Origin of the sequence: Vitiosangium sp. GDMCC 1.1324 (assembly GCF_003044305.1) — a bacterium.
In the GTDB taxonomy this organism is placed as follows: Bacteria; Myxococcota; Myxococcia; order Myxococcales; family Myxococcaceae; genus Archangium.
On sequence record NZ_PZOX01000001.1, the window covers coordinates 379,189 to 401,319 of the forward strand.

Below are 22,131 nucleotides of genomic sequence, written 5' to 3' on the forward strand. Positions count from 1 at the left end.
GGCCCTGGAGGCCGCTGTTCATGATGACGGTGTAAACATTTGTGCTTCTGGCGTCAACCTTGGAAGTTGACGGTGGTTACATATTGCACGTAGAGGCTCGTTGAGAGAGGAGGGGCGCATGGCCACCCGAGGCACTCGGAAGAAGACAGCGGACAAGCCCCGCTACCACCACGGCGATCTGCGGCGGGCGCTGTTGGACGCCTCCCTGGCGCTCATCTCCGAGGAGGGCTTCGGGGCCCTGTCTCTCCGGGAGGTGGCCAGGCGGGCGGGGGTGACGCACGCGGCGCCCTACCGTCATTTCGCGGACAAGGAGGCCCTGCTGGCGGCCGTGGCCGAGGAGGGCTTCCGCGCCATGGCGGCCGGTATGAAGGAGCGCATGGCCCGGGAGACGACGCCCCAGGGGCGGCTGAGCGCCTGCGGTGTGGCCTATGTGCTCTTCGCCATGGAGCACCCCTCGCACTTCCGGGTGATGTTCGGGCCGCACTTCACCAAGCCTCCGGACCTGTCTGCTTCCGATGAGGAGGAGGACGCCTTCGATCTGTTGATGGGCACCATCACCGAGGGCCAGCGGGCGAGCGTGTTCCTCGAGGGCGATCCCCAGGCGCTCGCGATGACGTGCTGGTCCCTGGTGCACGGACTGGCTTCGCTGCTGGTGGATGGGCACCTGGCGTCGGGCGGGGTCACCACCGGTCCGCAGGTCGAGGCGATGGCCGAGGGGCAGGCGAGACTGTTGTTGCGAGGGCTGGCGCGCACAACGAGCGATTGACCGGGGGAGCGCCTCGGTTAGGTTTCGCGTCCATGGCCAACCCCCCCGAGAGCGAGTCCACCGAGAAGCGCGTCCGAGCCCGGGAGCTGGGCGTCCCCCTGGGCCGCTTCAAGACGGGCCGGTACAACGCCATCACGGATGTGGAGGGAGTGCTCGTCGGGCACTGCACCCTCATCAAGGGCGAGGGGCGGCTGAGGCCCGGCCATGGCCCCGTGCGCACCGGCGTCACCGCCATCCTGCCCAACCGGGGCAACATCTTCATGGAGCGCATGAACGGGGGCGGCTTCGTACTCAACGGGGCCGGCGAGGTGGCCGGCATGACGCAGCTCATGGAGTGGGGCATGGTGGAGACGCCCATCCTGCTCACCAACACCATGTCCGTGGGCGCGGTGTCCGACGCCATGGCCCGCCACATGGTGGAGCAGTACCCGGGCATCGGCGACGAGCACGACGTCATCATCCCCATCGTCGGCGAGTGCGACGACAGCTTCCTCAACGACATCGCGGGCCGGCACGTGCGCGCCGAGCACGTCTACGAGGCTATCCGCAACGCCTCGGACGGCCCGGTGCTCGAGGGCAACGTGGGCGGCGGCACCGGCATGTTGACGTGCGACTTCAAGGGGGGCATCGGCACCGCCTCGCGCAAGCTCCCCGAGGCGCTCGGCGGCTACACCCTGGGTGTGCTGGTGATGTCCAACTTCGGGAAGATGCACAACCTGCGCGTGGGCGGCCTGCCCGTGGGCGAGGTGCTCGCGGAGAAGTTCAAGGACGTGCCCCGGCGGGGGCACTCGTACGGCTCCATCATCGCCGTGGTGGCCACGGACGCCCCGCTGCTCAGCCATCAGATCAACCGCCTGTGCAAGCGCGTGGCGTTGGGCATCGGCCGGGTGGGCAGCTACGCGGCGCACGGCTCGGGGGAGATCGTCGTGGGCTTCTCCACCGCCAACATCATCCCGCGGCGCACCCAGAAGATGGTCTACAAGCTGAAGATCCTCCTGGATCAGCGGCTGGATCCCCTCTACGAGGCCATGCTCGAGGCCACCGAGGAGGCCATCCTCAACGCCATGTGCATGGCGACCTCCATGAAGGGGGTCAACGACAACTTCGTCCCGGCGCTGCCGTTGGACGAGGTGCGGCGGTTCGTGACGGCCTGCCGGCCCATCTTCGCCTCGGTGAAGAAGCGCCCCCAGCAGACGAGCGCCCCGGTGGTCCGGGAGAAGCCGGCGGACGTGGACAAGGAGGGGGAGGTGACGGCCGGGGCGGTGCTGCCCACCGAGGTCCGGGGGGCGGAAGGCATCCCATACCCCACACGGCCCGCCCCGGACGACATCGAGGACTCCTCTTCCGGGGGAAGTTCTGGTACTTAGGCGCCCCTCGTCTGTCCTACCTATTTCAGGAGACACCTACATGGCCCGCAGCAAGAGCAAGCACCGCCGCGTTCAGAACAAGATCAAGCAGAAGTGGAAGCGTCAGTTCAAGCGCAAGGCGGCCAAGGCGGCCGAGGGCGAGAAGAAGTAGTCCGTCGCCCCGTTGCCTCGGACCCGCTCCGCGCGAGCACGCTCGCCTGCCTACTGGCGGGTCGCCGTGAAGGAGCGGGTCACCGAGCACCGTTTCGTGCCCCCGGCCGAGGTGCTCGAGAAGTTCCCCTGCCAGTCCCCCACCAACCTGGGCACGCCGCCGTCCCCGACTCCCGGGACGTAGAGTCCGGCGAGGGTCGCCGACTCGGGCCCGGGGGTTCCCCCATCTTCCTGTCCGAGGCTGTTGCCCACCAGGCTGAAGTCATTGGTCTGGTAGAGCGTGCCGCGGAGCGTCAGACCGTCCAGCTCGGCGGAGATGTCGCTGTCCTGACGGCTCACGTCCAGCGGCCCCTGGGGCAGCGTCACCGTCACCCCGCTGCAGGAGGAGGGATTCGTCCCCGGCTCGAGCACCAGGGTGTAGCGGCCCTCGATGGGAGCGCACTGGGTGCAGCCCTGGGAGGAGCCGCCGCCGCATGCGGAGGAGGCCAGCGCGAGGGCCCCCACGAGCGTTGTGAGGGGGAAGGTGGGGAAGCGGAAGCGTCCAGAAGTCATGAGATCGTCTGCCTTGGAGAGGGTGCCCGGGCTTCCCGCTGAGAAGCGAAGTTCCTACGTTTTGTCGCGTCCTGGGCGGGTGTTGTGGGGTGGGGGTGGGGGCGTGACTGGTTTCGATACCAAGCGGTGGTCCAATCTTATCTTCGCCGGCCTGTTCGGCCTGGCACTGATTCTCTTCTCGAGGATCCTTCTTCCGTTCCTCATGCCGGTGCTGTTGGGCGGCTTCCTGGTGGTGTTGTTCCTGCCACTCCAGGACGTGCTGTTCCGCACGCGGCTGAGGGCTTATCCGTCGCTGTGCGCCGGCCTCTCCACGGTGGCCATCTTCCTGCTCATCCTGGTGCCGCTGGCGGTGGTGGGCTGGCTGGTGGCGCGCGAGGTGCTGGGGATGTTGGAGCACACGCAGGTGCTGCTCGACACGGTGGACCTGCGCAAGCAGCTCGCCGCGAACCTGCCGAGGGGGCTGCGGCGCTACGTGCCGACGACGCTGAATGGCACGCAGACGGAGCAGGCGCTGATGGGGGCGATGGCCAGCGGGGCCTCGGTGCTCAGCGAGGTGCTGGGGGCCGGGACGGAGCTGGTCATCGACCTGTTCCTGATGACGGTGGCCATGTACTACTTCTTCCTGGATGGCCGCCGCCTGTGGTCCGAGGCCACGCAGCTGGTGCCGCTGGACAAGCGCTACATCCAGGCGTTCGCGCAGGAGTTCACCGACGTGGCGCACGCCATCATCTATGGCAACACCATCACCGCGCTGGTGCAGGGCGCGCTGGGGGTGGTGGGGCTGATGGTGGTGAAGGTGCCGCACGCGGGGGTGTGGGGCGCGGCCATGGCGCTGGTGGCGATGGTGCCGGTGGGAGGCACAGCGCTCGTCTGGGGGCCCATCGGGGTGATGCTGCTGCTCACCGGCAAAGTGAACGAGGGCGTCTTCCTGCTGGCGTGGGGCGCCTTCGTGGTGGGCACCATCGACAACATCATCCGGCCGAGGCTGTGCGGCTCGCGGATGACGCTCCACCCGCTGCTGGTGTTCCTGTCCATGTTCGGCGGGCTGGCGGTGTTCGGGATGATGGGGCTGCTGGTGGGGCCGCTCATCGCCTCGATCTTCATGGCGATGGTGCGCATCTACCGGCGGGACTTCCTGAAGCTCCAGCTGGCGGTACCGCAGCCGGAGTCAGAGACCCCGGCCCTGGTGTCGCCCGTGCCGGTCGCCGCGCCGCAGGCGGTGGTGGCTCCCGCGTCCACGGCGGCCATCGAGGGGTGAGGAGCTACTGGCGCGTGAGCTCGAAGTCATCGAAAGCCGCCCAGTTTCCAGCGGCGGCGTTCGAATAGACACCGATCGTGACCGTGCCAGTCGTCACGGGAATGTTGGCGATGGTCAACTGCGTCCACGTGCTGGGCGTCGCGGTGGAGCCGAGATCCGTGCTGTACAGGGTGGTGCCGCCGCCGTGGTTGCTCGCCTCCAGACGCAGGTTGGTCTGGCCGCCGCCGGAGCGCACCCATACGCTCGCGCGGTACGTCCCGTTCGGCACGGAGACCGCCTGAAACGAGGTCTGCTGATAGGCGGTGGCCGCGTAGTGCGTCAGCTTGAACGAGCCCGTGCGCGGGGTGTCCGTGTCCACCTTGTGCGCGGCGGCGGACTGAGTCGTCGGGTGCCAGTCGGACCAGCTGCTCAGGTCACCGGACTCGAGGCCCGGGTTGGACGCGAGGTTGCCCGAGCCGGTGCTCGAGCCGAGCTGGACCCAGTTCAGGTTGAGGCTGCCCCGGAACACGACGTAGAGGTCGTGCACGCCCGCCGCGCCGGTGAGGGCCGCGCTGGTGGTGGTCCACGTCTGCCAGCCGCCGGTGGCGTTGACGGTGGCCGTGCCGAGCAGGGGGCCGGTGGCGCTGTCGGTGCGGAACTCGAGCGAGGTATTCGAGCTCCCGTTGGCCACCCGGGCGCTGACGGACGTGACGTTCGTCAGGTCCACGTTCTTGAACACGAGGTAGCTGCCGTTGGAGGTGTAGCCAACATCCCGGCCGCCGCCCGTGTCCGTGGTGGTCTCCAGGCGAGCGCCCCGGGCCTCCTGGTACGCCGAGGCATACAGCCGGGTGCTCGCCGGGATGAGGGTGCTGCCCGCCTGCGTGCCCGACCACTTGAACGTGGCGATCGTGGTCGCCGGCAGCGTGTAGGAGAACGACGCGTTGCCCCACTTGACCGCGAACGTGGCGCTCGCACCATTCTGGTTGTAGACGATGAGCGACTTGGAGCCGTCCGGGTTCTTGAACGCGACGTTGTGGAGCCCTTGCGCGTAGCCCGTGGAGGTGATCCGCCTGGCGCCCGGGGTGACGAACTTACTGATGTGGCCCATGGCGTAGTACGTGGGCGTGTAGCTCACGCTGCCATTGGCCTGGTTGATCGTCACGAGCGCCGAGCAGGTCGTGCAGCCGCCATTGGTCGGGCCCCGGTTGGTGTCGAGCGCGATGTTCCAGTCGGTGTACGTCTTGGCCCAGTTGCGGAAGATGGAGATCTCATTGGTGATGTTCGCGTCGAACAAATCGGAGATCCACGTCCCGCTGGACCCTTCGGTGAAGTAGACGTCCTTGTCCGGGTACTGGTTGTGGATGTCGTTCATCGTGGAGACATCCCCGCCGTAGAAGTGCCAGGCGGAGCCAGCGAGGTAGCCGTAGGTCGACGCGTCGGAGTAGAGCGTCTGCACGTAGCCCGGCTGATCCCAGTTGTGATCGTAGCCGAGGATCTTCGTCTTGAGGCCGCGTCCGGCGAGGGTGGGGCCCAGGTTGAACTTGATGAAGTTGGACGCGTCCGTGGCCGGCAGGCTCATCGTGGGATAGCCGGAGGTCTGGTGCAGCGGCTCGTTCTGCACGGTCAAGGCGTAGATGGGGATGCCTCGAGCCTCATAGGCCTCGATCGTCTTGGCGAAGTAGAGCGCGAACTGGGAATACGCGCTGGTGCTCAACGTCCCGCCGTTCATGGAGTCATTCGCCTTCATCCAGGCGGGCGGGCTCCACGGGGAGATCATCACCTTGATGTTGGGATTGAGGCTGATGGCCTGTTTGACCAGCGGAATGATGTACGCCTCGTCATGGGCGATGGAGAACCGGGACAGGTTCGTGTCATCCCGCTGCCCCGCGGGCATGTCGTCGTAGGAGTAGTTGCCGTTGACCGCGAAGTCCGAGGCGCCCATGGGTTGGCGCAGCCAGGAGACGCCGATTCCGTTGACCGGGTCGAACAGCTTGGTCATCACCGAGGTCTGGGTGGACGCGCTCAGCTTGTTCTTGATCAACCAGGCGGAGGAGTCGGTCAGCGACGCGCCGATTCCATCCATGGCTTGATAGGTGACGTTCTCGTCCACGTAGATGGTGTTCTGCCCGGAGCTCGAGTCCGCCCCGAAGACCACGTTGCCTTGCTGCTGCAGGGCCTGGGACAGATCCTTCTTGGTGAGCCAGACGCTGCTGCTCTCACCGGCGGCATATGCGGGAGCGCCGATCGTGAGCCCCGCGAGCGGCGCCATCACCAGGGTGGACAGCAGGGACATCCGAGAGCGCTTGAAGCCTTTCTTCATCATGGGAACCCATTCCTTCCATGTACGGACTGGCCCCGAGCAGCTCGGTGGGCCGGAGGTCTACTCGTGCGGACGGTGCGGCGGTTGTCTCTCCTAGCGCGGTTAAAGGATGTTGACTAGCTGGAAAACATGTAAATCGATGAATACATGTTTACGCGGAAGCCATGGGCGACCCTCTCGGGCCCCCGACCCAGGCCCCGGCCGGTCATCGAATCGCTGGGCCTGGCGCCGTCGAGCTCACCGCTCATCGCGAGGCATCACCCTTGGGACGGCCCTGCGCGGGGCTGACGGTGCACGAGCCTGGACAAGGGCCTGTACGCTGGGTGAGGCTGCCAGACATCCATGAAGGCCTCTGGACGCTGGATGTGTCGGTGGGGCGCGGCGGTGGCGCTGGCCGTGATGCTCACCTCGCAGGTCGCGCTTGCCGAGCGCGTCGCGGTCTCCGTACTCGAAGGAGACAAGAACTATCGGCTCCGGGCCCAGGTGACGGCGGCCCTGCGCAAGACGCGCAAGGTGCAGGTGTCGCCTCCGGCGGCCTGGGGGATGGCGGCCGGAAAGCAGGGGCTGAGGGGCCCCGCCGCCGTGTCGCCCGAGGCGGTGACCCGCCTGGCTCCGAAGCTGAAGGTGGATGCCGTCCTGGCGGGCTCCGTGGGTGCGGACTTCAACGCCCGTCTCCTGGCGAAGGATGGCCGGGAGGTGTGGTCCGGGCGCTACCCGCTGACGCGCGGGGTGCTGGCGCCGAAGGATGCGCAGAAGCTCGCGCTGGCCGTGTCCGCCGCGGTGAAGACGGCGAATCAGATCACGCCCGCCCCCGCTCCCGTGGCGCCGGAGCCCGTGGCGAAGGCCCCGCCGCCCGCTCCTCCCACGGTGACGCAGCCGGCTCCCGAGCCCCCGGTGGTGGCCCGGACCGAGCCTCCGGTGGAGGCACCCCGCCTGATGGAGCCCGAGCAGCCCGTGGTGCCCCAGGCGCCGAAGCCGAAGCCGGCTCCGGTGGCGGAGAAGCCGGCGGCGCAGGAGCCTCGCGCGTCCGAAGCGCAGCCCGTTCTCGCGTGGGTGGAGCTGGACGACGAGTCGCACACGTACACCCCGGACTTCGAGGGCAGTGGTGGAGGCTTTCCCGAGGCGCAGGGTGCCCAGCCCCAGGAGGCGGAGAAGGCATCGGCCCCGGGCCATTACCCTCCGAGGGTGCGGGTGTTCCTCGGGGCGGCGGTGACCTGGCGCAAGTACTGCGCGCGGCCGGGCGTGTCGTCGTGCAGCCAGTACGACGCACTGCCGCCGGAGCAGCAGACGGGAGACATCGCGGACTTCTCCTCGAACGCGCCCTACGTGGGGATCGCCGCGCAGGCGGAGGTGTTCCCACTAGCGCACTGGCCCTCGCTGCTGCGCGGGGTGGGGCTCACGCTGGGCTACCAGCGGAGCTTCGCGCGGACGACGGTGAAGGTGTCGACGCCGGTGGGCTCCACGCCCGATCGCGAGGTGTACGCGACGGACACGGCTTATGGCGCCATGCTCGCCTACCGCTACTTCTTCGACCTGGGGAAGCAGGGAGCGCCGCAGTGGGGCTACGCCGGGTTGCGGCTGGGGGCGCAAGGCCGGGAGTTCGCCGTGGACGAGGCGGTGGAGTCGCCGCTGCCGGTGACGCACCGCTTCTACCCGGTGCTGGGGCTGGACGTGTCGGTGCCGCTGATGCGCGCGGTGCGCATCGAGGGCGCGGGCCAGCTCTTCCTGCGGCCCAACCCGGGGGAGTCGATTGGCGGAGATTCCAACGGCACGCTCGTCGCGGAGGTGCGCGATTACGGCACCTCGGTGTCGAGCCTCGGCTGGGCGGCGGAGCTGGGCGTGGCGGGCGACATCTGGGGCCCGATCGGCTACTCCGCGCGCTTCCGGCTGGAGCACTACCTGGATCGCTTCTCGGGGCCGGGCACCCGGCGCGGCTGGACGAACGGAGGCGTGGCCGAGGACACCTACTCGAGCATCCTCGCGGGCGTCACCGCCTCCTGGTGAGTCCCCGGTGCGTCACACCGAGATGATGCCCTTGCGGATGCCCTCCGTGACGGCCTCCACGCGGTTGGTGACCTCGAGCTTGCGGTAGATGTGCTCGAGGTGGGTGCGGATGGTGGCCTTGGAGAGGTTGAGCAGCCGGGCCGCCTCGCTGTTGGACACGCCCTTGGCGATGAGCTGGAGCAGCTCCGTCTCGCGGTTGGACAGCGGCTTGAGCAGGGGCTCCTCGCTGGCGTCTGAGGCGGGCGTGGCGGGAGGCGGCTCCGGTGTCTCGGGCACGGCGGGCGCGGCGGAGACCGGGGCCAGGGGCTCGGTGGGGATGGGGCTCGCATCCGGCTCCACGCGGAAGTGGCGGAGCAGCCGCCGCGCCAGGCTGGGCTGGATGACGGTGCCACCGGCGCGCACTTCCTTGATGGCCTCGATGATCTTGTCCGCGGGTGTGCCCTTGAGCAGGTATCCCGAGGCTCCGGCCTTCACCGCCTCGAGGACTTTGTCCTCCTCGTCGAAGATGGTGAAGATGAGGATCTCCACCTTTGGCCACTGCGCCTTGACCTGGCGGGTGACGTCGATGCCGCTCATGCGAGGCAGGCCCAGGTCCAGCAGGAGGACCTCCGGGTTCGTCCGGGGCACGTCCTCGAGCGCGGCCTCGCCGGACAGCGCGGTGCCGACGATCTCGATGTCCTGGTGGCTCTCGAGCAGGCGGAGCTGGTTCTTGAGGATGCGCGTCTGGTCCTCGACGACGAAGACGCGGATGGGAGAGGGCGCGATCGCTTCGGTCATGGGGCGGAAGGGAGGGTGAAGGAGATGCGGGTGCCGTTACCCGGCGCCGAGTCCACGATGAGGGTACCGCCGAGCTTCATGGCCCGCTCGCGCATATTGAGCAGGCCGTAGTGACCGCGGGGTGTCTGCCGCGAGTCGAATCCCTTGCCGTCGTCACGGACGAGCAGGTGCACCCGGTCCAGGTCGTAGTCGAGCTTCACCTGCACCTGCTTGGGCGCGGCGTGCTTGACGGCGTTGGAGAGGCTCTCCTGGAGGATGCGGAAGAGGGCGAGCTGGGCGTCCGGGGACAGCTTGCGCGGCAGGCCGCTGCGCTCGAAGCGGATGTCCACCTGGGTGCGCTCGTGGAACGTCTTCACGTACTCCTCGAGCCCCTGGGTGAGCTCGAAGTCCTCGCGCATCATCTGCAGGTTGCGGCGCAGCTCCTCGATGGACTCCTCGGCGGTCGCTTTCAGCTCTTGGATCTCCGTGCGCAGGGCATTGTCCTGGGCCATGCCGAGGATGAACTCGGCCTGGATGATCATCGAGGAGAGCGAGGCGCCCAGTCCATCGTGGATCTCCCGCGCGAGCCGGTTGCGCTCCTCCACCACGGCGATCTCCTTGAGATCTCCCTGGAGCTCCACCACCTCGCGGTGGGAGAGGGCCTCGCGCTCGTTCAGGTACACCAGCACGTAGATGATGATGACGTTGAGCCCGGAGTACCACAGCAGGGTGAGCACATCGACGGCGGTGACGTCCCGGTTGAGCAGCAGATCCAGCCGCGCGGTGATGGGCAGCGTCAGCATGGGCGGGAGGACCGCCAGCGGCTTGGGGAAGAGGAGGGCGAAGAGGGTGGTGAAGAGCAGCTGCGTGGCGAGCAGGGGGCTCTGCAGACCGCCGCCGACCTGGGGCTTGTTGATGAGCACCACCATGATGACCAGGTCGAGGCACAGGGTGATGTACGTCACCCACCGGCCGGCCTTGGGGTGCTGGATGACCAGGTAGTTCGCGACGCTGTAGAGCAGCATCGTGAAATAGCCGGCGAAGGCGAAGGTGCCCTGGGGCCCGAAGCCGAAGTAGAGGGACCACTTGGGCACGGCGAGGATGAACAGGCCCAGGGTGAGGAACATGAGCCGCGCGTAGAAGAGGGCGCGGGCCCGGGCGACGAAGCGCTCCTGCTCCCAGGAGGCCGCGGCCTGCTCGGCGGAGATGCTGTCCGTCAGCTTGCGCCGCTCGAGCACTGCGCGCACGCGGGCGCGCCGGTGCGAATCGGGCTTGTCGTCTTCGAGCGTGAGGGCGGGTTCCATCTGGCGGGCGAGCTTAAGGGCCTGCCGGGTTTTCTGGAATCCCAACACTCCTCGGGACGCCTGCCCCCCTGGTTTCTGGGGGGCGGCGAGGGGGGAGGCTACTGCGCGTTCTTCTCGGCGCAGGCCTTGCGGGCCTCGGGCTGGCGCGAGAAGACGTACTCGAGGCGGTCGCGGGTCTCGCCGGTGGCCTCGTTGAAGAGCGGAGTGCCGCCCGCGTACATGGTGCCCTCGGGGTGGCCGTAGTTGTCCAGCTTGTGCTCCTGGAGCCAGCGGTCGACGCAGGCCTCCACCGCGGCCTTGCCGCCGGTCTGGGCCTTGGTGCCGGCCTGGGCCTTGTCGCCACCGCCAGAGGGGGCCGTTGCGGAGAGGGTGGACTCGGTGGAACCGGTCTGGCCGGAGTCGCGGGCGTCCGCGGGCGGGGTGGGGCTCTCGCCGGTGTTCTTGTGGCAGCCGGTGAAGAGGAGGGCGGCGGTGAGGAATGCGAGCGCGTGTCTCATGGGTCCTCGGGGAAGGTGGGGTGCTCCGGATGGGAGGCGCTTCTGCGAGAAGACGAAGCGGGGCCGGACGATATTCGCTCGGCTCGAGGGTCGGCGGCTTTTTCACTGGGTGGAGTGGGCGGTACTGGACGCGCGCGAGAGGCGGGGTTGACGGCGGGAGGAGGCTCGGCGAGGGTCGCGCGCGTGGAACGAGCGGCTTCGGCGCGGGTATTGGTGGTGGGCGTGGGCGGGTTGGGCTGTCCGGCCTCGCTGGCGCTCGCGCGCTCGGGAGTGGGAGCTCTGACGCTCGTGGATCCGGATCGGGTGGACGTGACGAACCTCCACCGGCAGCTCTGGCACCGCACCTCGGACGTGGGCCGGCCCAAGGTGGAGTCGGCGGCGGATGGGCTGCGGAGGGCCTTCCCGGGCCTGCGCGTGGAGACCCTCGCCGAGAGGGTGGACGATCGCAATGCCGTCTCCCTGTTCCGGGCCCATGACGCGGTGGTGGATGCCACCGACGGCACGTCCACCAAGCTCTTCCTGTCGGACGTGGCGGTGGCCACGGGCGTGCCGCTCGTCTATGGCGGGGTGCTGCGGATGCAGGGGCAGGCGATGCGCGTGGAGCCCGGCGGGCCGTGCCTGCGCTGCGTGTACGAGGAGCCGCCCTCGCCGGACGCGGTGCCCACCTGCGCGCAGGCGGGGGTGCTCGGCTCGATGGCGGGGCTGGTGGGGGCGGTGCAGGCCCTGCTGATCCTGGAGCGGCTGACGGGCCAGGCCCCGGCGGCGAACGGCGAGGCCATCCTGCACGTGCTCGACGGGGCCACGCTGCGAGGCCGCCAGGTGCGCGTGCGGCGCGCCCCTGATTGCGAGGGCTGTTCCCGCCCGCGCCCTGCCGTCTTCACCGAGGAGATCGCCGGATGCACGAGGTGACCCGGACGTTGGACATCACCCGTGAGGTCTGCCCGATGACCTACGTGCGCACCAAGCTGGCGCTGGAGTCGCTCGACGACGGCGCGGTGCTGGAGGTGCTGCTGCGGGGCGACGAGCCGCTGAAGAATGTCCCGCGCAACGCGCGAGAAGATGGCCACGAGGTGCTTGAGCTGGAGCCCCGGGGCGATGGAGTCCACAGGTTGCTGCTGCGCAAGCAGGGCGGGAGCTGAGAAATGGCCACGATTCGCATTCCCACGTCCCTGCGGAGCTTCACGGGCAACAAGGGCGAGGTCCGCGTCGCGGGCGCCACGGTGGGCGAGGTGCTGAACAACCTGGAGAAGGCGCACCCGGGGATCGGCTCGAGGGTGCTCGACGACAGGGGCGCGGTGCGGCGCTACGTCAACGTGTTCCTCAACGACGAGGACATCCGCTTCCTGGGGGAACTGGCCACGCCCGTGAAGGAGGGAGACCGCATCACCCTCATCCCGGCCATCGCCGGAGGGTAGGAGCCATGGCACTGCGCGAGGAGCAGATCCTCCGGTACTCGAGGCAGATCCTCCTGCGCGAGGTGGGCGGGCGCGGACAGGAGAAGCTGCTGTCGGGAGGCGTGCGGCTGAAGGCCACGGGAGTGGCGGGGCTGACGGCCGCGGCGTACGTGGTGGCCGGGGGCACGGCAGTGGAGGCGGGCCCCGAGTCACTGGCGCCGGGTGCGGAGGGCTTCCTCGTCCCGGCGGAGGACGTGGGCCGGCCGGCTTCCGAGGTGCTCGCGAGGGTGTTGCCGGACGTCAATGCGGACGCGCTCGCCGGCCACGGGACCGGGAGGCTGGCGGAGCTGCCAGCGGCATGGGACGGCGAGGGCCCCTGGGTGGCGTTGGGCGGCGACGGAACGCGGGGGGTGGTCATCTTCCGGGGCGCGGGTGGCTGTGTCGGGTGCTTCGAGGCCACCACGGCCGCGTGGGGTGCTCCTCCCAAGGGCGCGCTCGGCGTGGGATTGGGGGCGCTGGGAGCCCTGATCCTCCAGCGGCTGCTGCTCGGACTGGGGCCGGCCCTGGGGGCGTGCACGTGGGAGGCTCCGGGCGTGATGACGGACCTGCCCGTGCGGCGCTGCGGCCGGTGTGGCTGAGAGACGTGCTCCCCCTGCTACCGGAAGACCTGTCGGATGTCGTCCGACACCTGGAGTCCACCTATCCACGGGAGGGCTGTGGGGTGCTGCTGCGCGCGGGGGAGGGAGGCTCGTGGCGGGTCCTCCCCCTGCGCAACGTCCACGCCGCGCCCCGGATCGCGTACGCGTTCGAGCCGCGCGAGTGGCTCGGCGTCCTGCTGGAGGCCGAGGCCCGAGGGGAGCACGTGGCCTGCGTCTTCCACTCCCATGTAGACACGAGTGCGGACTTTTCCGACGAAGACCGACGCCAGGCCGCCCCGGACGGTGATCCGCTGCTTCCCGGCGTTTGCTACCTCGTGGTGGCGGTACACGCGGGGCATATCAGTGATATGAAAATTTTCTGGTGGGATTGCGGAGAGTTTCGAGGAGGTCCTGTTTTACGGGCCTTCTAGCGCATTTCTCTCTTGCAAATCCCTTGAGAAAGCGGGCACTTGGCCGCCTGCCCCCCCTACCTGCGGAAAGGTGGGTACGAATTGTCAAACGGTATGATTTTCGTCTATAACGCCCCCGACTTTTGATCTGCCGCGCACGTGGGGGGCACGGAGTTGTCGCCCCTGGGCGCAGGGAGTTTGGGACCCGTATGGCGCAGACGATTGGTTTTACCGTTTGGCTGACCGGCATGTCCGGGACCGGCAAGAGTACGATGGCTGCCTACATCGCGGCCCGGCTCAGGCAGGTGGACCGCAACGTGGAGATCCTCGACGAGAACGCGCTCGGGGATGACCTCTGGCAGGGCCTGGGGGATACCAAGGACGAGCGCAATCTCATCGTCCGCCGGCTGGGCTTCGTGGCCGGGGTGCTCACGCGCAACAACGTGGCGGTGCTGGTGCCGGCCGTGAGCCCCTACAAGCCGGCGCGCGAGGAGAATCGCCGGACGATCGGCCGCTACATCGAAGTGTACGTGGACTGTCCGACGGAGAAGCTCATCGAGCGCGACACCACGGGCCGCTACAAGAAGGCGCTGGGCGGGGAGATCCCCAACTTCATCGGGATCACCGAGCCGTATGAGCCGCCCGCCTCGGCCGAGGTCGTCATCCACTCGGATCAGGAGAGCGTCGAGGACGGCGCCGCGAAGATCTTCCAGTCGCTGCTGGACCTCGGGTACGTGACGTCCGAGGAGCTGAAGATCATCACCGGCAAGAAGATGAAGGCGCAGCCCCCGACGAAGACGCCGGTGACGCGGGTGTCGTCGGCGAAGGCGCCGGCCAAGGCCGCGGCCAAGGCGGGCAAGGGTGCCAAGGCGCGTCCGGCGTCGAGGGCGGCCCGGGTGGCCAAGCCGGCGGCCAAGAAGGCGGCGGCCAAGCGCAAGGCCCGCTAGCCGGGCGCCCACTGCCTCCCACCCTGGGAGGGCCGTGGATTGAGAAGGGACGAGAGGACCCCCAGGTTGCGTGGGCAACCCGGGGGTTCTTCGTTTATAGAGGTCCCCCCATGCTGACCCCCGAGCGTATCCAGGCCCTGTGTGACTCCTCCCGTCCCAAGCTGGAGGCGATGCGTGCGGCCTTGCGCGCGCACGGCTCGGCGCTGGTGGCGTTCTCGGGAGGGGTGGACTCCACGTTCGTGCTGAAGATCGCCGTGGAGGAGCTGGGGGAGCGGGCGCTGGCGCTGACGGCGTTGTCGGCGTCGGTGGCGCCGGAGGAGGAGAGAGAGGCGCGGGAGCTGGCCGAGCGGCTGGGGGCGCGGCACGTGGTGGTGTCGAGCGGCGAGCTGGCCAATCCGAACTACGCCGCCAACCCGACCAACCGCTGCTATTTCTGCAAGACGGAGCTGTACGACCTCTGCGAGGCAAAGCGCCAGGAGCTGGGGCTCGAGGTGGTGCTGGACGGCTTCAACGCGGACGACTTCAAGGATCACCGGCCGGGGCACCAGGCGGCGAAGGAGCACGCGGTGCAGTCGCCGCTGGCGAAGGCGGGACTGACGAAGGAGGAGATCCGGGCGTGGAGCCACGCGCTGGGGCTGCCCACGTGGGACAAGCCGCAGATGGCGTGCCTGGCGTCGCGGATTCCGTACGGGACGTCGGTGACGCGCGAGCGCCTGTTCCAGATCGCCGGGGCCGAGTCCGAGCTGCGCAAGCGGGGCTTCCGGCAGTTCCGGGTGCGCTACCACCAGGAGATCGCCCGCATCGAGCTGGCCGCCGAGGAGTACGAGCGCTTCCTGTCTCCGGACGTGCGGCGCGAGGTGGACGCGGCGCTCAAGGCGCTGGGGTTCAAGTTCGTGGCGTTGGATCTCGAGCCCTTCCGTTCGGGTCGGATGAACGAGGCGGCGGGGCTCCAGCGTCCCTCGGCGGATGCGCACCCGCTGCCGGTCGTCAGCTGAGCCTGCGCTGATCCTGGAGTGCGGCTGGGATTTGGATCCGCGCTCCGATCGGACGTAGAGCTGTGCCCCGGTGTGCGCTGGGGCCGGTGATCCGCTTCTGATCCTCGGGTGATCCAACGGGTCCGATGATTTTCTTGCGATCCGATGCGTCTGTGAGACGTTGTGCGCACCTGTAGGAGATAACGCACATGGATATGAATCCTCGCCTCACCTCGGTGGTGTTCCGTCTCAGCCGCGAGAAGCTGGATGCGCTCAAGGAGCTGTCGCGCTCGACGAGGATCCGCCAGAGCGAGTACCTGCGTGAGGCGATCTCGGATCTGCTGACGAAGTACGAGGATCGCCTGGTCGACTAGGCGGCCCGGGCATCCGCTTCCTCGGGGTGGTGGGAGAAGGGAGGCGCCGAGGGGAGACCCGGGGCGCGGGCCCGCTCCTCGGGAGGGAACGGATCCTTGTCGGACGGGTAGTACACCTCCCAGAGCACGAGCCCCCGGGCGGGGGCCTTGAGGCCTGGGATGGCGGTGCCCGACTCGAGCGCGGCGCGGAAGTGCTCCTCGGAGAGGGAGCTCGCGGCGGTGAGCAGCGTGGAGCCCACGAGGTAGCGCACCTGGTAGCGCCCGAAGCCATCGCCCCGCAGCCGGACCTCGAACAGACCATCCCCCAGCTCGTGCAGGGTAGCCGACTCCAGGGTGCGCGGCTTGCGCAGGCTGGAGTGCTCGTGGAAGGCGTAGAAGTCACGGCGTCCCACGGCGGCGCCGAGCAGCTCCGCCACACGCTCGGGCTTGATCGGCGTTCCCACCAGCCGGGGCTCGAGCGAGGGATCCATCACGAAGGGCCGCCACGCTTCGGACACGGTGCCTCCGAGCTGGACGCGGTAGCGGTACTCCTTGCCGGCGGCGCTCCATTGGGAGTGGAAGCCCTCGGGGGGACGCCGGGCCACACACAGCCCCAGATCCGGCGGGAGGTGGGGGGGCAGCCGTTCGGCGAGCATCTCCGAGGTGTAGCAGGGCGGCAGCCGGACACTCACCACCTGCATGCGCGCGTGGACGCCCCGGTCGGTGCGGCCGGCGGGCATGACGGGGTAGGGGACTCCGGCCTTGCGCATGGCGCTCTCGAGGGCCTCCTGGACGGTGAGGCCGCCCGGCTGGCGTTGGAAGCCGAGGAAATTCGTGCCGCGATACCAGATCCACAGAACGGCGGGGGTTCTCTTCACTGAGCGTTGGGGGTTGGAGGGGCGTTGTGATGACCCGTGGGGCCTGGGATACTTCACGGCCCATGTCGGCCGCACAAGATCTCCATGACTTCGAGAGGGCGCAGCTTGATGCCCAGTGGCTCTACCGCCAGGGGGACCTCGTCCTCGGACCCCTGACCGGCCACCAGGTGGTGGAGAAGCTGTACACCGGAGAGTTGACCGGAGAGACGGAAGTCTCCGCCTCCGGTCCGAGTGGTTTCCGCAAACTCAAGTCCCTGGACGCCTTCCAGCTCCACGCCTCCAAGGCGGCGGTGAAGCTGAAGGTGGAAGCCGAGGCCCGAGCCCTCCAGGCCCGCCGCACCCGTGCTCGGCTGATCGCGAGTGGCGTGGCGGCGGTGGTGCTCGGTGGGCTGGGAGTGGGCGCGTGGCAGATCGCCCGCTATTCGGCCGTGTACCTGCCGGGTGTCGACAGCGGGGAGCTCGACATCAAGATGGATCCCCCGGTGATCACCACGGCGAAGCGCTCGGTGCCCGAGGAGCTCTTCGACTACCCAGGCGAGCCCAAGCGGACGCCGGCCCCCCCTGTCAAACCTCCTGAGACGGCGACGCCGGACAAGACGGAGAAGCCGCCGGAGAAGGTGGCCTCGCTGACGCAGAAGCCGGATCGCCGCCCGGCGGGGGGAGGGGGCCGCCCAGCGGGCAAGGTCTCCACGGATGCGGACGGCCTGTCCACGGAGGTCAACTACGACCAGGCGTCCATCAACCGGGTGGTGAAGCAGTACCAGAACTCGCTCCACCGCTGCTTCAAGGAGGAGGCCGAGCGCCGCCCGGGCTTCGCCGCCAAGGTGCCGCTCGAGTTCACCATCGGCAACGACGGCAAGGTGGCGCAGCTGTGGGTGGACCACCCGCAACTGAAGAAGGGCCCGCTCTTCGACTGCCTGCTGGTCGAGATGAAGAAGTGGCCCTTCAAGCCCTACACGGGCGAGCGCGCCACGGTGAACCTCGCGTTCACCATCGGTAAGAAGGGCTAAGCACCAGCGGTCCGGCGGCGGGCCGCTTTTTTGCCCCCCCGGTTTTCCTGCCCGATACAGGTGGGCATGGTGACCGCCGCAGAAGCAGATATCGAGAAGAAGGCCGCCTCCGTGCCCCCGGGCACCTTCCGCCACACCGTCCTGGTGGCGGCCAAGCGCTTCAAGTCCACCTGGGCTGAGCTGGGCAAGCTGCTCGTCCAGGTGCGGGACGAGAACCTCTGGGAACCCTGGGGCTACGCCTCCTTCGAGGCCTACTGCCTCAAGGAGCTCCACATCAAGAAGCAGACCGCCCTGAAGCTCACGCGCTCGTTCAGCTTCCTGGCCAAGCACGAGTCCGCCGAGGAGGTGGCCCAGGAGGACTTCCCCCAGAAGGCCCCCGCCTTCGAGGTCATTGAGGTGCTCGCGGACGCCGAGGAGCGCGGCCAGCTCTCGCCCCAGGAGTACCGTTCACTCCGTGACAGTATCTGGAACCCCGAGAAGCCGCCCAATGAACTGAAGAAGGAGTTCGCCGAGCGCTTCCCCCGGCCGCCCCCGGAGCCCCCCCCGGAGAGTCTCCAGGTGCGCAAACTGGCCCAGATGGCCCGGAAGCTGGCCTCCGAGGTGTCCGGTTGCCGCCGGGTCCCCCACGCCATCGCCGAGCGGGCGGGCGCCCTGGCCCAAGACCTGGAGGAACTCGCTTCGGGCGTGAATGACGCCTGAACGAGTGTTACTCAACGCTGACCCCGTCCGGCGGTGCACAGCCCGCCGGGCGATACATCCGAGATGGGCTTCCTGCGCGTTCAGCTGGAGCCTATATTTTAGCGGACGGCTGTTCGAGACGTGGGCAGCCAGGCGGCTTGGGTGTGGTGGTGTCGGCTAGTAGGCTCCGGGGAACCGGGGTCGGTGAACTCGGAGGCGGCAGTGAAGAAGGAGCACCACGTCAACCTGTCCTGCTCGTTCTGCGGCAAGTCGCAGCGCGAGGTCCGCAAGCTCATCGCGGGCCCCACGGTCTACATCTGCGACGAGTGCATCAAGCTCTGCAACGACATCATTGCGGACGAGAACGAGCGCGAGGAGGGCAAGCCGCAGGTCAGCTTGCCGACGCCGATGGAGATCAAGGCGTTCCTCGATGACTACGTGATCGGACAGGACCAGGCGAAGAAGGTCCTGTCGGTCGCCGTGTACAACCACTACAAGCGCATCTACCAGAAGAAGCCGACGGCGCGGCCGCGTCCGGGGATGAAGCCCTCGGGCTCGGAGGACGTGGAGCTGAGCAAGAGCAACATCCTGCTCGTCGGCCCCACGGGCAGCGGCAAGACGCTGCTGGCGCAGTCGCTGGCGCGCTTCCTCAACGTCCCCTTCACCATCGCGGACGCCACCAGCCTCACCGAGGCCGGCTACGTGGGTGAGGACGTGGAGAACATCATCCAGAACCTGCTCCACAACGCGGACTACGACGTGGAGAAGGCGGCGCGCGGCATCGTCTACATCGACGAGATCGACAAGATCGCGCGCAAGGGTGACACGCCGAGCGCCACGCGAGACGTGGGCGGCGAGGGCGTGCAGCAGGCGCTCTTGAAGATCATCGAGGGCACGCGGGCCAACGTCACGCCCCGGGGTGGGAAGAAGTACAACCAGCAGGAGTACGTGCAGGTTGATACGACGAACATCCTGTTCATCTGCGGCGGCGCGTTCCACGGCATCGACGGCATCATCAAGCGCCGCGTGGGCGAGAAGGGCCTGGGCTTCGGAGCGAAGATCACCCACCGGGAAGACCGGAGCGTGGGTGAGCTGCTCGCCATGGTGGAGCCGGAGGACCTGATGAAGTTCGGGATGATCCCCGAGTTCATCGGCCGTCTGCCGGTGGTGGCGACGCTCAACGACCTGAAGGAAGAGGATCTGATCACCATCCTCACCCAGCCGAAGAACGCGCTGATCAAGCAGTACCAGAAGCTCTTCGAGATGGAGAAGGTGAAGCTGACCTTCACCAAGGAAGCGCTGAAGGCGATCGCCAAGGAGGCGATGCGGCGCAACTCGGGAGCGCGCGGCCTGCGCGCCATCCTCGAGGACGCGATGCTGGACATCATGTACGACGTCCCGTACCGGGATGGGGTGAAGGAGTGCAAGATCACCGAGACGGTGGTGACCAAGCACGAGCCGCCCCAACTGGTGATGGAGAAGGAGAAGAAGTCGGCGTAGCCGTGCTTCTTCCGTCGTGAAAAAGCCCCCGCGGCCCATCGAGGCGCGGGGGCTTTCTCATTTCAGCCCGGAAGGCCGCTTCAGAAGATCGCCACGCCGAAGGCGAGGCTGGTGAGGAAACCGCCGTGCTGGGTCAGGAAGACGGCGGCATCCGTGATGGAGTCGGGGGGATTGCCATCCCGCATCTGGAAGTTGTCCTCGCGCAGGCGGAAGGCCCAGCCCACGCGAGGCGTGAGGTAGAGCCGGCTCCCGAGCGCGATGCGCGCGCCCAGGCTCGCGGTCGCCACGGGCGTGAAGAGCTGGTCCGCATACCGCCGCTCTCCGTTGATTTCCGAGTACACCTCGGAGCCGAGGTTGAAGCTGACGCCGGCCTCGGCGAACGGGCTGAAGCCCCTCGCGCCCAACGGATACAGGCGGACGAGCGGGCCCACTCGCAAGCCCCAGGCCCCGACACCGCCGCTCGCGTTCAGGCCGAGCCACGGAAGGGCCCGGTACTCGATCTCTCCGCCATAGATACCCGCGGGGCTGTTGAACCCGGCGGACACGCCGATGTCGAGCTTCGTGAAGCCCCGGACTGGCGGCTGCTCAGCGTCCTGACCCAACGGCGAGTCTCCACCCGGGGCCGGCGCGGTGGTCGGGATGGGCTCAGAGGAGGGGACCTGACTTGGGGCGGGGGCCTGGGCGAGGGCAGACAGGGGCAGCAGGGTCGTGGCCAGCAGAAGGCTGGCTCGCGCCCGAAGGGACAGGCTACGCATGGGGTGGATCCTCGAATCGTGTGGAATGAGGCCCCCCTGGGACGACTCTCCCAGCGGGAAATTCATCCCATGATCCTCGGACGAAGCGCTCAGCTCACGCGCACCGTGGTCTTCATCTCACGGCCGGTGGCCGGGTCCCTGGCGCGCATGGTGAGGATGCCTTCCACGTTCACGTCGAAGGTGATCTCCACCTGCACCGAGCCCGCCCGGGCCGGGCGGATCCCCGAGAAGGTGAACTCGCCCAGCAGATCGTTCTTCACCACCTGCTCGTGGTCGCCCTGGAAGATGCGCATGGCCAGCTCGGTCTGGTTGTCCATGCTCGTGGTCGCCACCAGCTGTTTGGCATTGGGGATTGGCGCGTTGCGCGGGAACACCGTGTGGAACGCCCCTCCCGCACGCTCCAGGCCGATCGCCATGGGAATCACATCCAGCAGCTGCAGCCGCAGGCTCGAGTTGTCCTCGAGCGACTTGGCGTACAGCGCCGCGCCCACCGCCACCGCCTCGTCCGGGTGCACGCCCTTGCTCGGCGTCTTGCCGAAGAACTTCGTGAGCCGGTCCTGCACGATGGGCATGCGCGTCTGCCCGCCCACCAGCAGCACCTCGTCGATGTCCTTGGTGCTCAGCCCCGAGTCCACCAGCACCCGCGCCACCATCTGCAGCGTCCGATCCACCAGGTGGTTCGTCAGCTGCTCCAGCATCTTGCGCGTGAACTTCATCTCGATGTTCAGGGGCTGGCCCTGCGACGTCATCGTGATGAAGGGGATGTTGAACTGCACGTCGTCGCGCGCCGACAGATCGATCTTCGTGCGCTCGGCGAGGTCCTTGATGCGCTGCATGGCCACCGGATCCGTGGCCAGATCGATGCCCGTCTTCGACGCGAAGTCCTTCAGGACGTGGTGGATGATGGCGTTGTCGAAGTCGATGCCGCCCAGGAACACGTCGCCGCCGGTGGCCTTCACCTCGAAGACGCGGTCGCGGATCTCGATGATGGACACGTCGAAGGTGCCGCCGCCCAGGTCATAGACGAGCACCTTCTTGGTGACGCCCTTGCCGGCGCCATACGCGAGCGCCGCGGCGGTGGGCTCGTTGATGATGCGCACCACCTCGAGGTCGATGAGCTTGCCCGCCTCCTTCACCGTCTGGCGCTGCCGGTCGTTGAAGTACGCCGGCACCGTCACCACCGCGCGCTTGATGGGCGTCTTCAGGTAGTTGGCGGCAACGTCGCGGATCTTGTTGAGGATCTTGGCGCTGATCTCCTGGAGGGTGAACTCCTTCTTGCCCACGTCCAGGACGACGTCGTTCTTCTTGCCGGGGCGCACCGAGTACGCCACGACCTTCTTCATCGCCTCGACGATGTCGCTCTTGAAGGGCCGCCCCACCAGCCGCTTGGAGCCGTAGATGGTGTTCTTCGGGTTGAGCTGCCACTGGCGCTTGGCCTCGTAGCCGATCAGCTCGTTGCCCTTGTCGTCGATCGCGAAGATGGAGGGGATGGTGTACTCGCCGCCCTTGTAGGGGATGAGCTTCACGTTCCCACCTTCTTCGACGATCGCGGCGCACGAGTTGGTCGTGCCAAGGTCGATGCCGATGATGGGATCCTTGTGCATCTGGCGTGGACTCCGATGAAAGGGCGCGCGGGGGCGA

24 protein-coding genes are annotated in these 22,131 nt (G+C 68.0%); 16 read left to right on the forward strand and 8 right to left on the reverse strand.

The genetic code is table 11. The features are described from left to right. Positions 1–118 precede the first annotated feature (118 nt). The 3 genes from DAT35_RS01395 to DAT35_RS01405 are packed head-to-tail and all read left to right on the forward strand — an operon-like array spanning position 119 to position 2,284. Positions 119–766: a TetR/AcrR family transcriptional regulator gene (locus tag DAT35_RS01395; protein WP_108065047.1), complete on the forward strand. Its 648-nt coding sequence runs from the start codon at positions 119–121 to the stop codon at positions 764–766. Positions 767–798: 32 nt separating this feature from the next. Next, a complete protein-coding gene (locus DAT35_RS01400; protein ID WP_108065048.1) occupies positions 799–2,133 on the forward strand; it encodes a P1 family peptidase in 1,335 nt (444 codons plus the stop codon). A 40-nt stretch (positions 2,134–2,173) separates the two neighbouring features. Beyond that, positions 2,174–2,284, forward strand: coding sequence for a hypothetical protein (locus tag DAT35_RS01405; protein ID WP_047858218.1), 111 nt, complete (start codon positions 2,174–2,176; stop codon positions 2,282–2,284). A 50-nt stretch (positions 2,285–2,334) separates the two neighbouring features. Here DAT35_RS01405 and DAT35_RS01410 read toward each other — a convergent pair whose 3' ends face one another. Continuing rightward, the gene (locus tag DAT35_RS01410; RefSeq protein WP_108065049.1) at positions 2,335–2,835 is read right to left on the reverse strand and encodes a hypothetical protein; all 501 of its coding nucleotides are present in this window, start codon (positions 2,833–2,835) and stop codon (positions 2,335–2,337) included. Positions 2,836–2,938: 103 nt separating this feature from the next. On the opposite strand from DAT35_RS01410, the gene DAT35_RS01415 reads away from it, so the two are divergent. Beyond that, the gene (locus DAT35_RS01415; protein WP_108065050.1) at positions 2,939–4,093 is read left to right on the forward strand and encodes an AI-2E family transporter; all 1,155 of its coding nucleotides are present in this window, start codon (positions 2,939–2,941) and stop codon (positions 4,091–4,093) included. Positions 4,094–4,097: 4 nt separating this feature from the next. Here the strand turns inward: DAT35_RS01415 and DAT35_RS01420 are convergent, their stop codons facing one another. Next, positions 4,098–6,395: a carbohydrate-binding protein gene (locus DAT35_RS01420; RefSeq protein WP_108065051.1), complete on the reverse strand. Its 2,298-nt coding sequence runs from the start codon at positions 6,393–6,395 to the stop codon at positions 4,098–4,100. Between the two features lie 360 nt (positions 6,396–6,755). On the opposite strand from DAT35_RS01420, the gene DAT35_RS01425 reads away from it, so the two are divergent. Continuing rightward, complete coding sequence (locus DAT35_RS01425; RefSeq protein WP_108065052.1) at positions 6,756–8,396, forward strand: hypothetical protein; 1,641 nt, start codon at positions 6,756–6,758, stop codon at positions 8,394–8,396. A 12-nt stretch (positions 8,397–8,408) separates the two neighbouring features. Here DAT35_RS01425 and DAT35_RS01430 read toward each other — a convergent pair whose 3' ends face one another. From DAT35_RS01430 to DAT35_RS01440, 3 genes are all read right to left on the reverse strand, one after another. Beyond that, complete coding sequence (locus DAT35_RS01430; protein WP_108065053.1) at positions 8,409–9,173, reverse strand: response regulator transcription factor; 765 nt, start codon at positions 9,171–9,173, stop codon at positions 8,409–8,411. Then, on the reverse strand, positions 9,170–10,456 hold the full coding sequence (locus DAT35_RS01435; RefSeq protein WP_108065054.1) for a sensor histidine kinase: 1,287 nt from the start codon (positions 10,454–10,456) through the stop codon (positions 9,170–9,172). The genes DAT35_RS01430 and DAT35_RS01435 overlap by 4 nt, the downstream gene beginning before the upstream one ends. A 98-nt stretch (positions 10,457–10,554) precedes the next feature. After that, positions 10,555–10,953 carry a hypothetical protein gene (locus DAT35_RS01440; protein ID WP_108065055.1) on the reverse strand — a complete coding sequence of 133 codons (399 nt, stop codon included), beginning with the start codon at positions 10,951–10,953 and terminating at the stop codon, positions 10,555–10,557. A 183-nt stretch (positions 10,954–11,136) separates the two neighbouring features. On the opposite strand from DAT35_RS01440, the gene DAT35_RS01445 reads away from it, so the two are divergent. The 8 genes from DAT35_RS01445 to DAT35_RS01480 all read left to right on the forward strand — a co-directional run bounded on the left by DAT35_RS01445 (position 11,137) and on the right by DAT35_RS01480 (position 15,690). Then, positions 11,137–11,862, forward strand: a complete 726-nt coding sequence (locus DAT35_RS01445) for a HesA/MoeB/ThiF family protein (protein WP_233261245.1) — start codon at positions 11,137–11,139, stop codon at positions 11,860–11,862. Beyond that, positions 11,850–12,092: a sulfurtransferase TusA family protein gene (locus DAT35_RS01450; RefSeq protein ID WP_108065057.1), complete on the forward strand. Its 243-nt coding sequence runs from the start codon at positions 11,850–11,852 to the stop codon at positions 12,090–12,092. Before DAT35_RS01445 ends, DAT35_RS01450 begins: the two co-directional genes overlap by 13 nt. Positions 12,093–12,095: 3 nt before the next feature. Beyond that, positions 12,096–12,368 (forward strand): ubiquitin-like small modifier protein 1, encoded by a 273-nt coding sequence (locus DAT35_RS01455; protein ID WP_108065058.1) that lies wholly within the window; start codon positions 12,096–12,098, stop codon positions 12,366–12,368. Positions 12,369–12,373: 5 nt separating this feature from the next. Further along, positions 12,374–12,985 carry a ThiF family adenylyltransferase gene (locus tag DAT35_RS01460; protein WP_108065059.1) on the forward strand — a complete coding sequence of 204 codons (612 nt, stop codon included), beginning with the start codon at positions 12,374–12,376 and terminating at the stop codon, positions 12,983–12,985. Between the two features lie 5 nt (positions 12,986–12,990). After that, complete coding sequence (locus DAT35_RS01465) at positions 12,991–13,416, forward strand: Mov34/MPN/PAD-1 family protein (protein ID WP_108065060.1); 426 nt, start codon at positions 12,991–12,993, stop codon at positions 13,414–13,416. A gap of 188 nt (positions 13,417–13,604) precedes the next feature. Next, positions 13,605–14,342 carry an adenylyl-sulfate kinase gene (gene cysC / locus DAT35_RS01470; RefSeq protein WP_108065061.1) on the forward strand — a complete coding sequence of 246 codons (738 nt, stop codon included), beginning with the start codon at positions 13,605–13,607 and terminating at the stop codon, positions 14,340–14,342. 110 nt (positions 14,343–14,452) lie between these two features. Next, entirely contained in the window at positions 14,453–15,337 is an 885-nt protein-coding gene (larE, locus tag DAT35_RS01475) for an ATP-dependent sacrificial sulfur transferase LarE (RefSeq protein WP_108065062.1), read from the forward strand. 188 nt (positions 15,338–15,525) lie between these two features. Further along, positions 15,526–15,690 carry a ribbon-helix-helix domain-containing protein gene (locus DAT35_RS01480; RefSeq protein WP_108065063.1) on the forward strand — a complete coding sequence of 55 codons (165 nt, stop codon included), beginning with the start codon at positions 15,526–15,528 and terminating at the stop codon, positions 15,688–15,690. On the opposite strand, the gene DAT35_RS01485 is transcribed toward DAT35_RS01480, so the two are convergent. Continuing rightward, the gene (locus DAT35_RS01485; protein ID WP_233261247.1) at positions 15,687–16,439 is read right to left on the reverse strand and encodes a tRNA pseudouridine(38-40) synthase TruA; all 753 of its coding nucleotides are present in this window, start codon (positions 16,437–16,439) and stop codon (positions 15,687–15,689) included. The genes DAT35_RS01480 and DAT35_RS01485 overlap by 4 nt on opposite strands. Positions 16,440–16,609: 170 nt before the next feature. Here DAT35_RS01485 and DAT35_RS01490 point away from each other — a divergent pair, with 170 nt between their 5' ends. The 3 genes from DAT35_RS01490 to clpX all read left to right on the forward strand — a co-directional run bounded on the left by DAT35_RS01490 (position 16,610) and on the right by clpX (position 19,735). Beyond that, positions 16,610–17,557 carry an AgmX/PglI C-terminal domain-containing protein gene (locus DAT35_RS01490; protein WP_233261248.1) on the forward strand — a complete coding sequence of 316 codons (948 nt, stop codon included), beginning with the start codon at positions 16,610–16,612 and terminating at the stop codon, positions 17,555–17,557. Positions 17,558–17,623: 66 nt separating this feature from the next. After that, a complete protein-coding gene (locus DAT35_RS01495; RefSeq protein ID WP_108065066.1) occupies positions 17,624–18,256 on the forward strand; it encodes a hypothetical protein in 633 nt (210 codons plus the stop codon). Between the two features lie 201 nt (positions 18,257–18,457). Continuing rightward, positions 18,458–19,735 (forward strand): ATP-dependent Clp protease ATP-binding subunit ClpX, encoded by a 1,278-nt coding sequence (gene clpX, locus DAT35_RS01500; RefSeq protein WP_108065067.1) that lies wholly within the window; start codon positions 18,458–18,460, stop codon positions 19,733–19,735. Positions 19,736–19,815: 80 nt separating this feature from the next. Here the strand turns inward: clpX and DAT35_RS01505 are convergent, their stop codons facing one another. Both DAT35_RS01505 and DAT35_RS01510 read right to left on the reverse strand, forming a co-directional pair. Beyond that, positions 19,816–20,490 carry a hypothetical protein gene (locus DAT35_RS01505; protein ID WP_146209536.1) on the reverse strand — a complete coding sequence of 225 codons (675 nt, stop codon included), beginning with the start codon at positions 20,488–20,490 and terminating at the stop codon, positions 19,816–19,818. Positions 20,491–20,579: 89 nt separating this feature from the next. Beyond that, positions 20,580–22,094: an Hsp70 family protein gene (locus DAT35_RS01510; RefSeq protein ID WP_108065069.1), complete on the reverse strand. Its 1,515-nt coding sequence runs from the start codon at positions 22,092–22,094 to the stop codon at positions 20,580–20,582. Between the last annotated feature and the right edge of the window lie 37 nt (positions 22,095–22,131).

Coding starts and splice junctions, on each gene's coding strand:
- DAT35_RS01395 (WP_108065047.1), top strand. CDS start 119: ATGGCCACCCGAGGCACTCGGAAGAAGACAGCGGACAAGCCCCGCTAC.
- DAT35_RS01400 (WP_108065048.1), top strand. CDS start 799: ATGGCCAACCCCCCCGAGAGCGAGTCCACCGAGAAGCGCGTCCGAGCC.
- DAT35_RS01405 (WP_047858218.1), top strand. CDS start 2,174: ATGGCCCGCAGCAAGAGCAAGCACCGCCGCGTTCAGAACAAGATCAAG.
- DAT35_RS01410 (WP_108065049.1), bottom strand. CDS start 2,835: ATGACTTCTGGACGCTTCCGCTTCCCCACCTTCCCCCTCACAACGCTC.
- DAT35_RS01420 (WP_108065051.1), bottom strand. CDS start 6,395: ATGATGAAGAAAGGCTTCAAGCGCTCTCGGATGTCCCTGCTGTCCACC.
- DAT35_RS01425 (WP_108065052.1), top strand. CDS start 6,756: ATGTGTCGGTGGGGCGCGGCGGTGGCGCTGGCCGTGATGCTCACCTCG.
- DAT35_RS01430 (WP_108065053.1), bottom strand. CDS start 9,173: ATGACCGAAGCGATCGCGCCCTCTCCCATCCGCGTCTTCGTCGTCGAG.
- DAT35_RS01435 (WP_108065054.1), bottom strand. CDS start 10,456: ATGGAACCCGCCCTCACGCTCGAAGACGACAAGCCCGATTCGCACCGG.
- DAT35_RS01440 (WP_108065055.1), bottom strand. CDS start 10,953: ATGAGACACGCGCTCGCATTCCTCACCGCCGCCCTCCTCTTCACCGGC.
- DAT35_RS01450 (WP_108065057.1), top strand. CDS start 11,850: ATGCACGAGGTGACCCGGACGTTGGACATCACCCGTGAGGTCTGCCCG.
- DAT35_RS01455 (WP_108065058.1), top strand. CDS start 12,096: ATGGCCACGATTCGCATTCCCACGTCCCTGCGGAGCTTCACGGGCAAC.
- DAT35_RS01460 (WP_108065059.1), top strand. CDS start 12,374: ATGGCACTGCGCGAGGAGCAGATCCTCCGGTACTCGAGGCAGATCCTC.
- cysC (WP_108065061.1), top strand. CDS start 13,605: ATGGCGCAGACGATTGGTTTTACCGTTTGGCTGACCGGCATGTCCGGG.
- larE (WP_108065062.1), top strand. CDS start 14,453: ATGCTGACCCCCGAGCGTATCCAGGCCCTGTGTGACTCCTCCCGTCCC.
- DAT35_RS01480 (WP_108065063.1), top strand. CDS start 15,526: ATGGATATGAATCCTCGCCTCACCTCGGTGGTGTTCCGTCTCAGCCGC.
- DAT35_RS01485 (WP_233261247.1), bottom strand. CDS start 16,439: ATGCGCAAGGCCGGAGTCCCCTACCCCGTCATGCCCGCCGGCCGCACC.
- DAT35_RS01490 (WP_233261248.1), top strand. CDS start 16,610: ATGTCGGCCGCACAAGATCTCCATGACTTCGAGAGGGCGCAGCTTGAT.
- DAT35_RS01495 (WP_108065066.1), top strand. CDS start 17,624: ATGGTGACCGCCGCAGAAGCAGATATCGAGAAGAAGGCCGCCTCCGTG.
- DAT35_RS01505 (WP_146209536.1), bottom strand. CDS start 20,490: ATGCGTAGCCTGTCCCTTCGGGCGCGAGCCAGCCTTCTGCTGGCCACG.
- DAT35_RS01510 (WP_108065069.1), bottom strand. CDS start 22,094: ATGCACAAGGATCCCATCATCGGCATCGACCTTGGCACGACCAACTCG.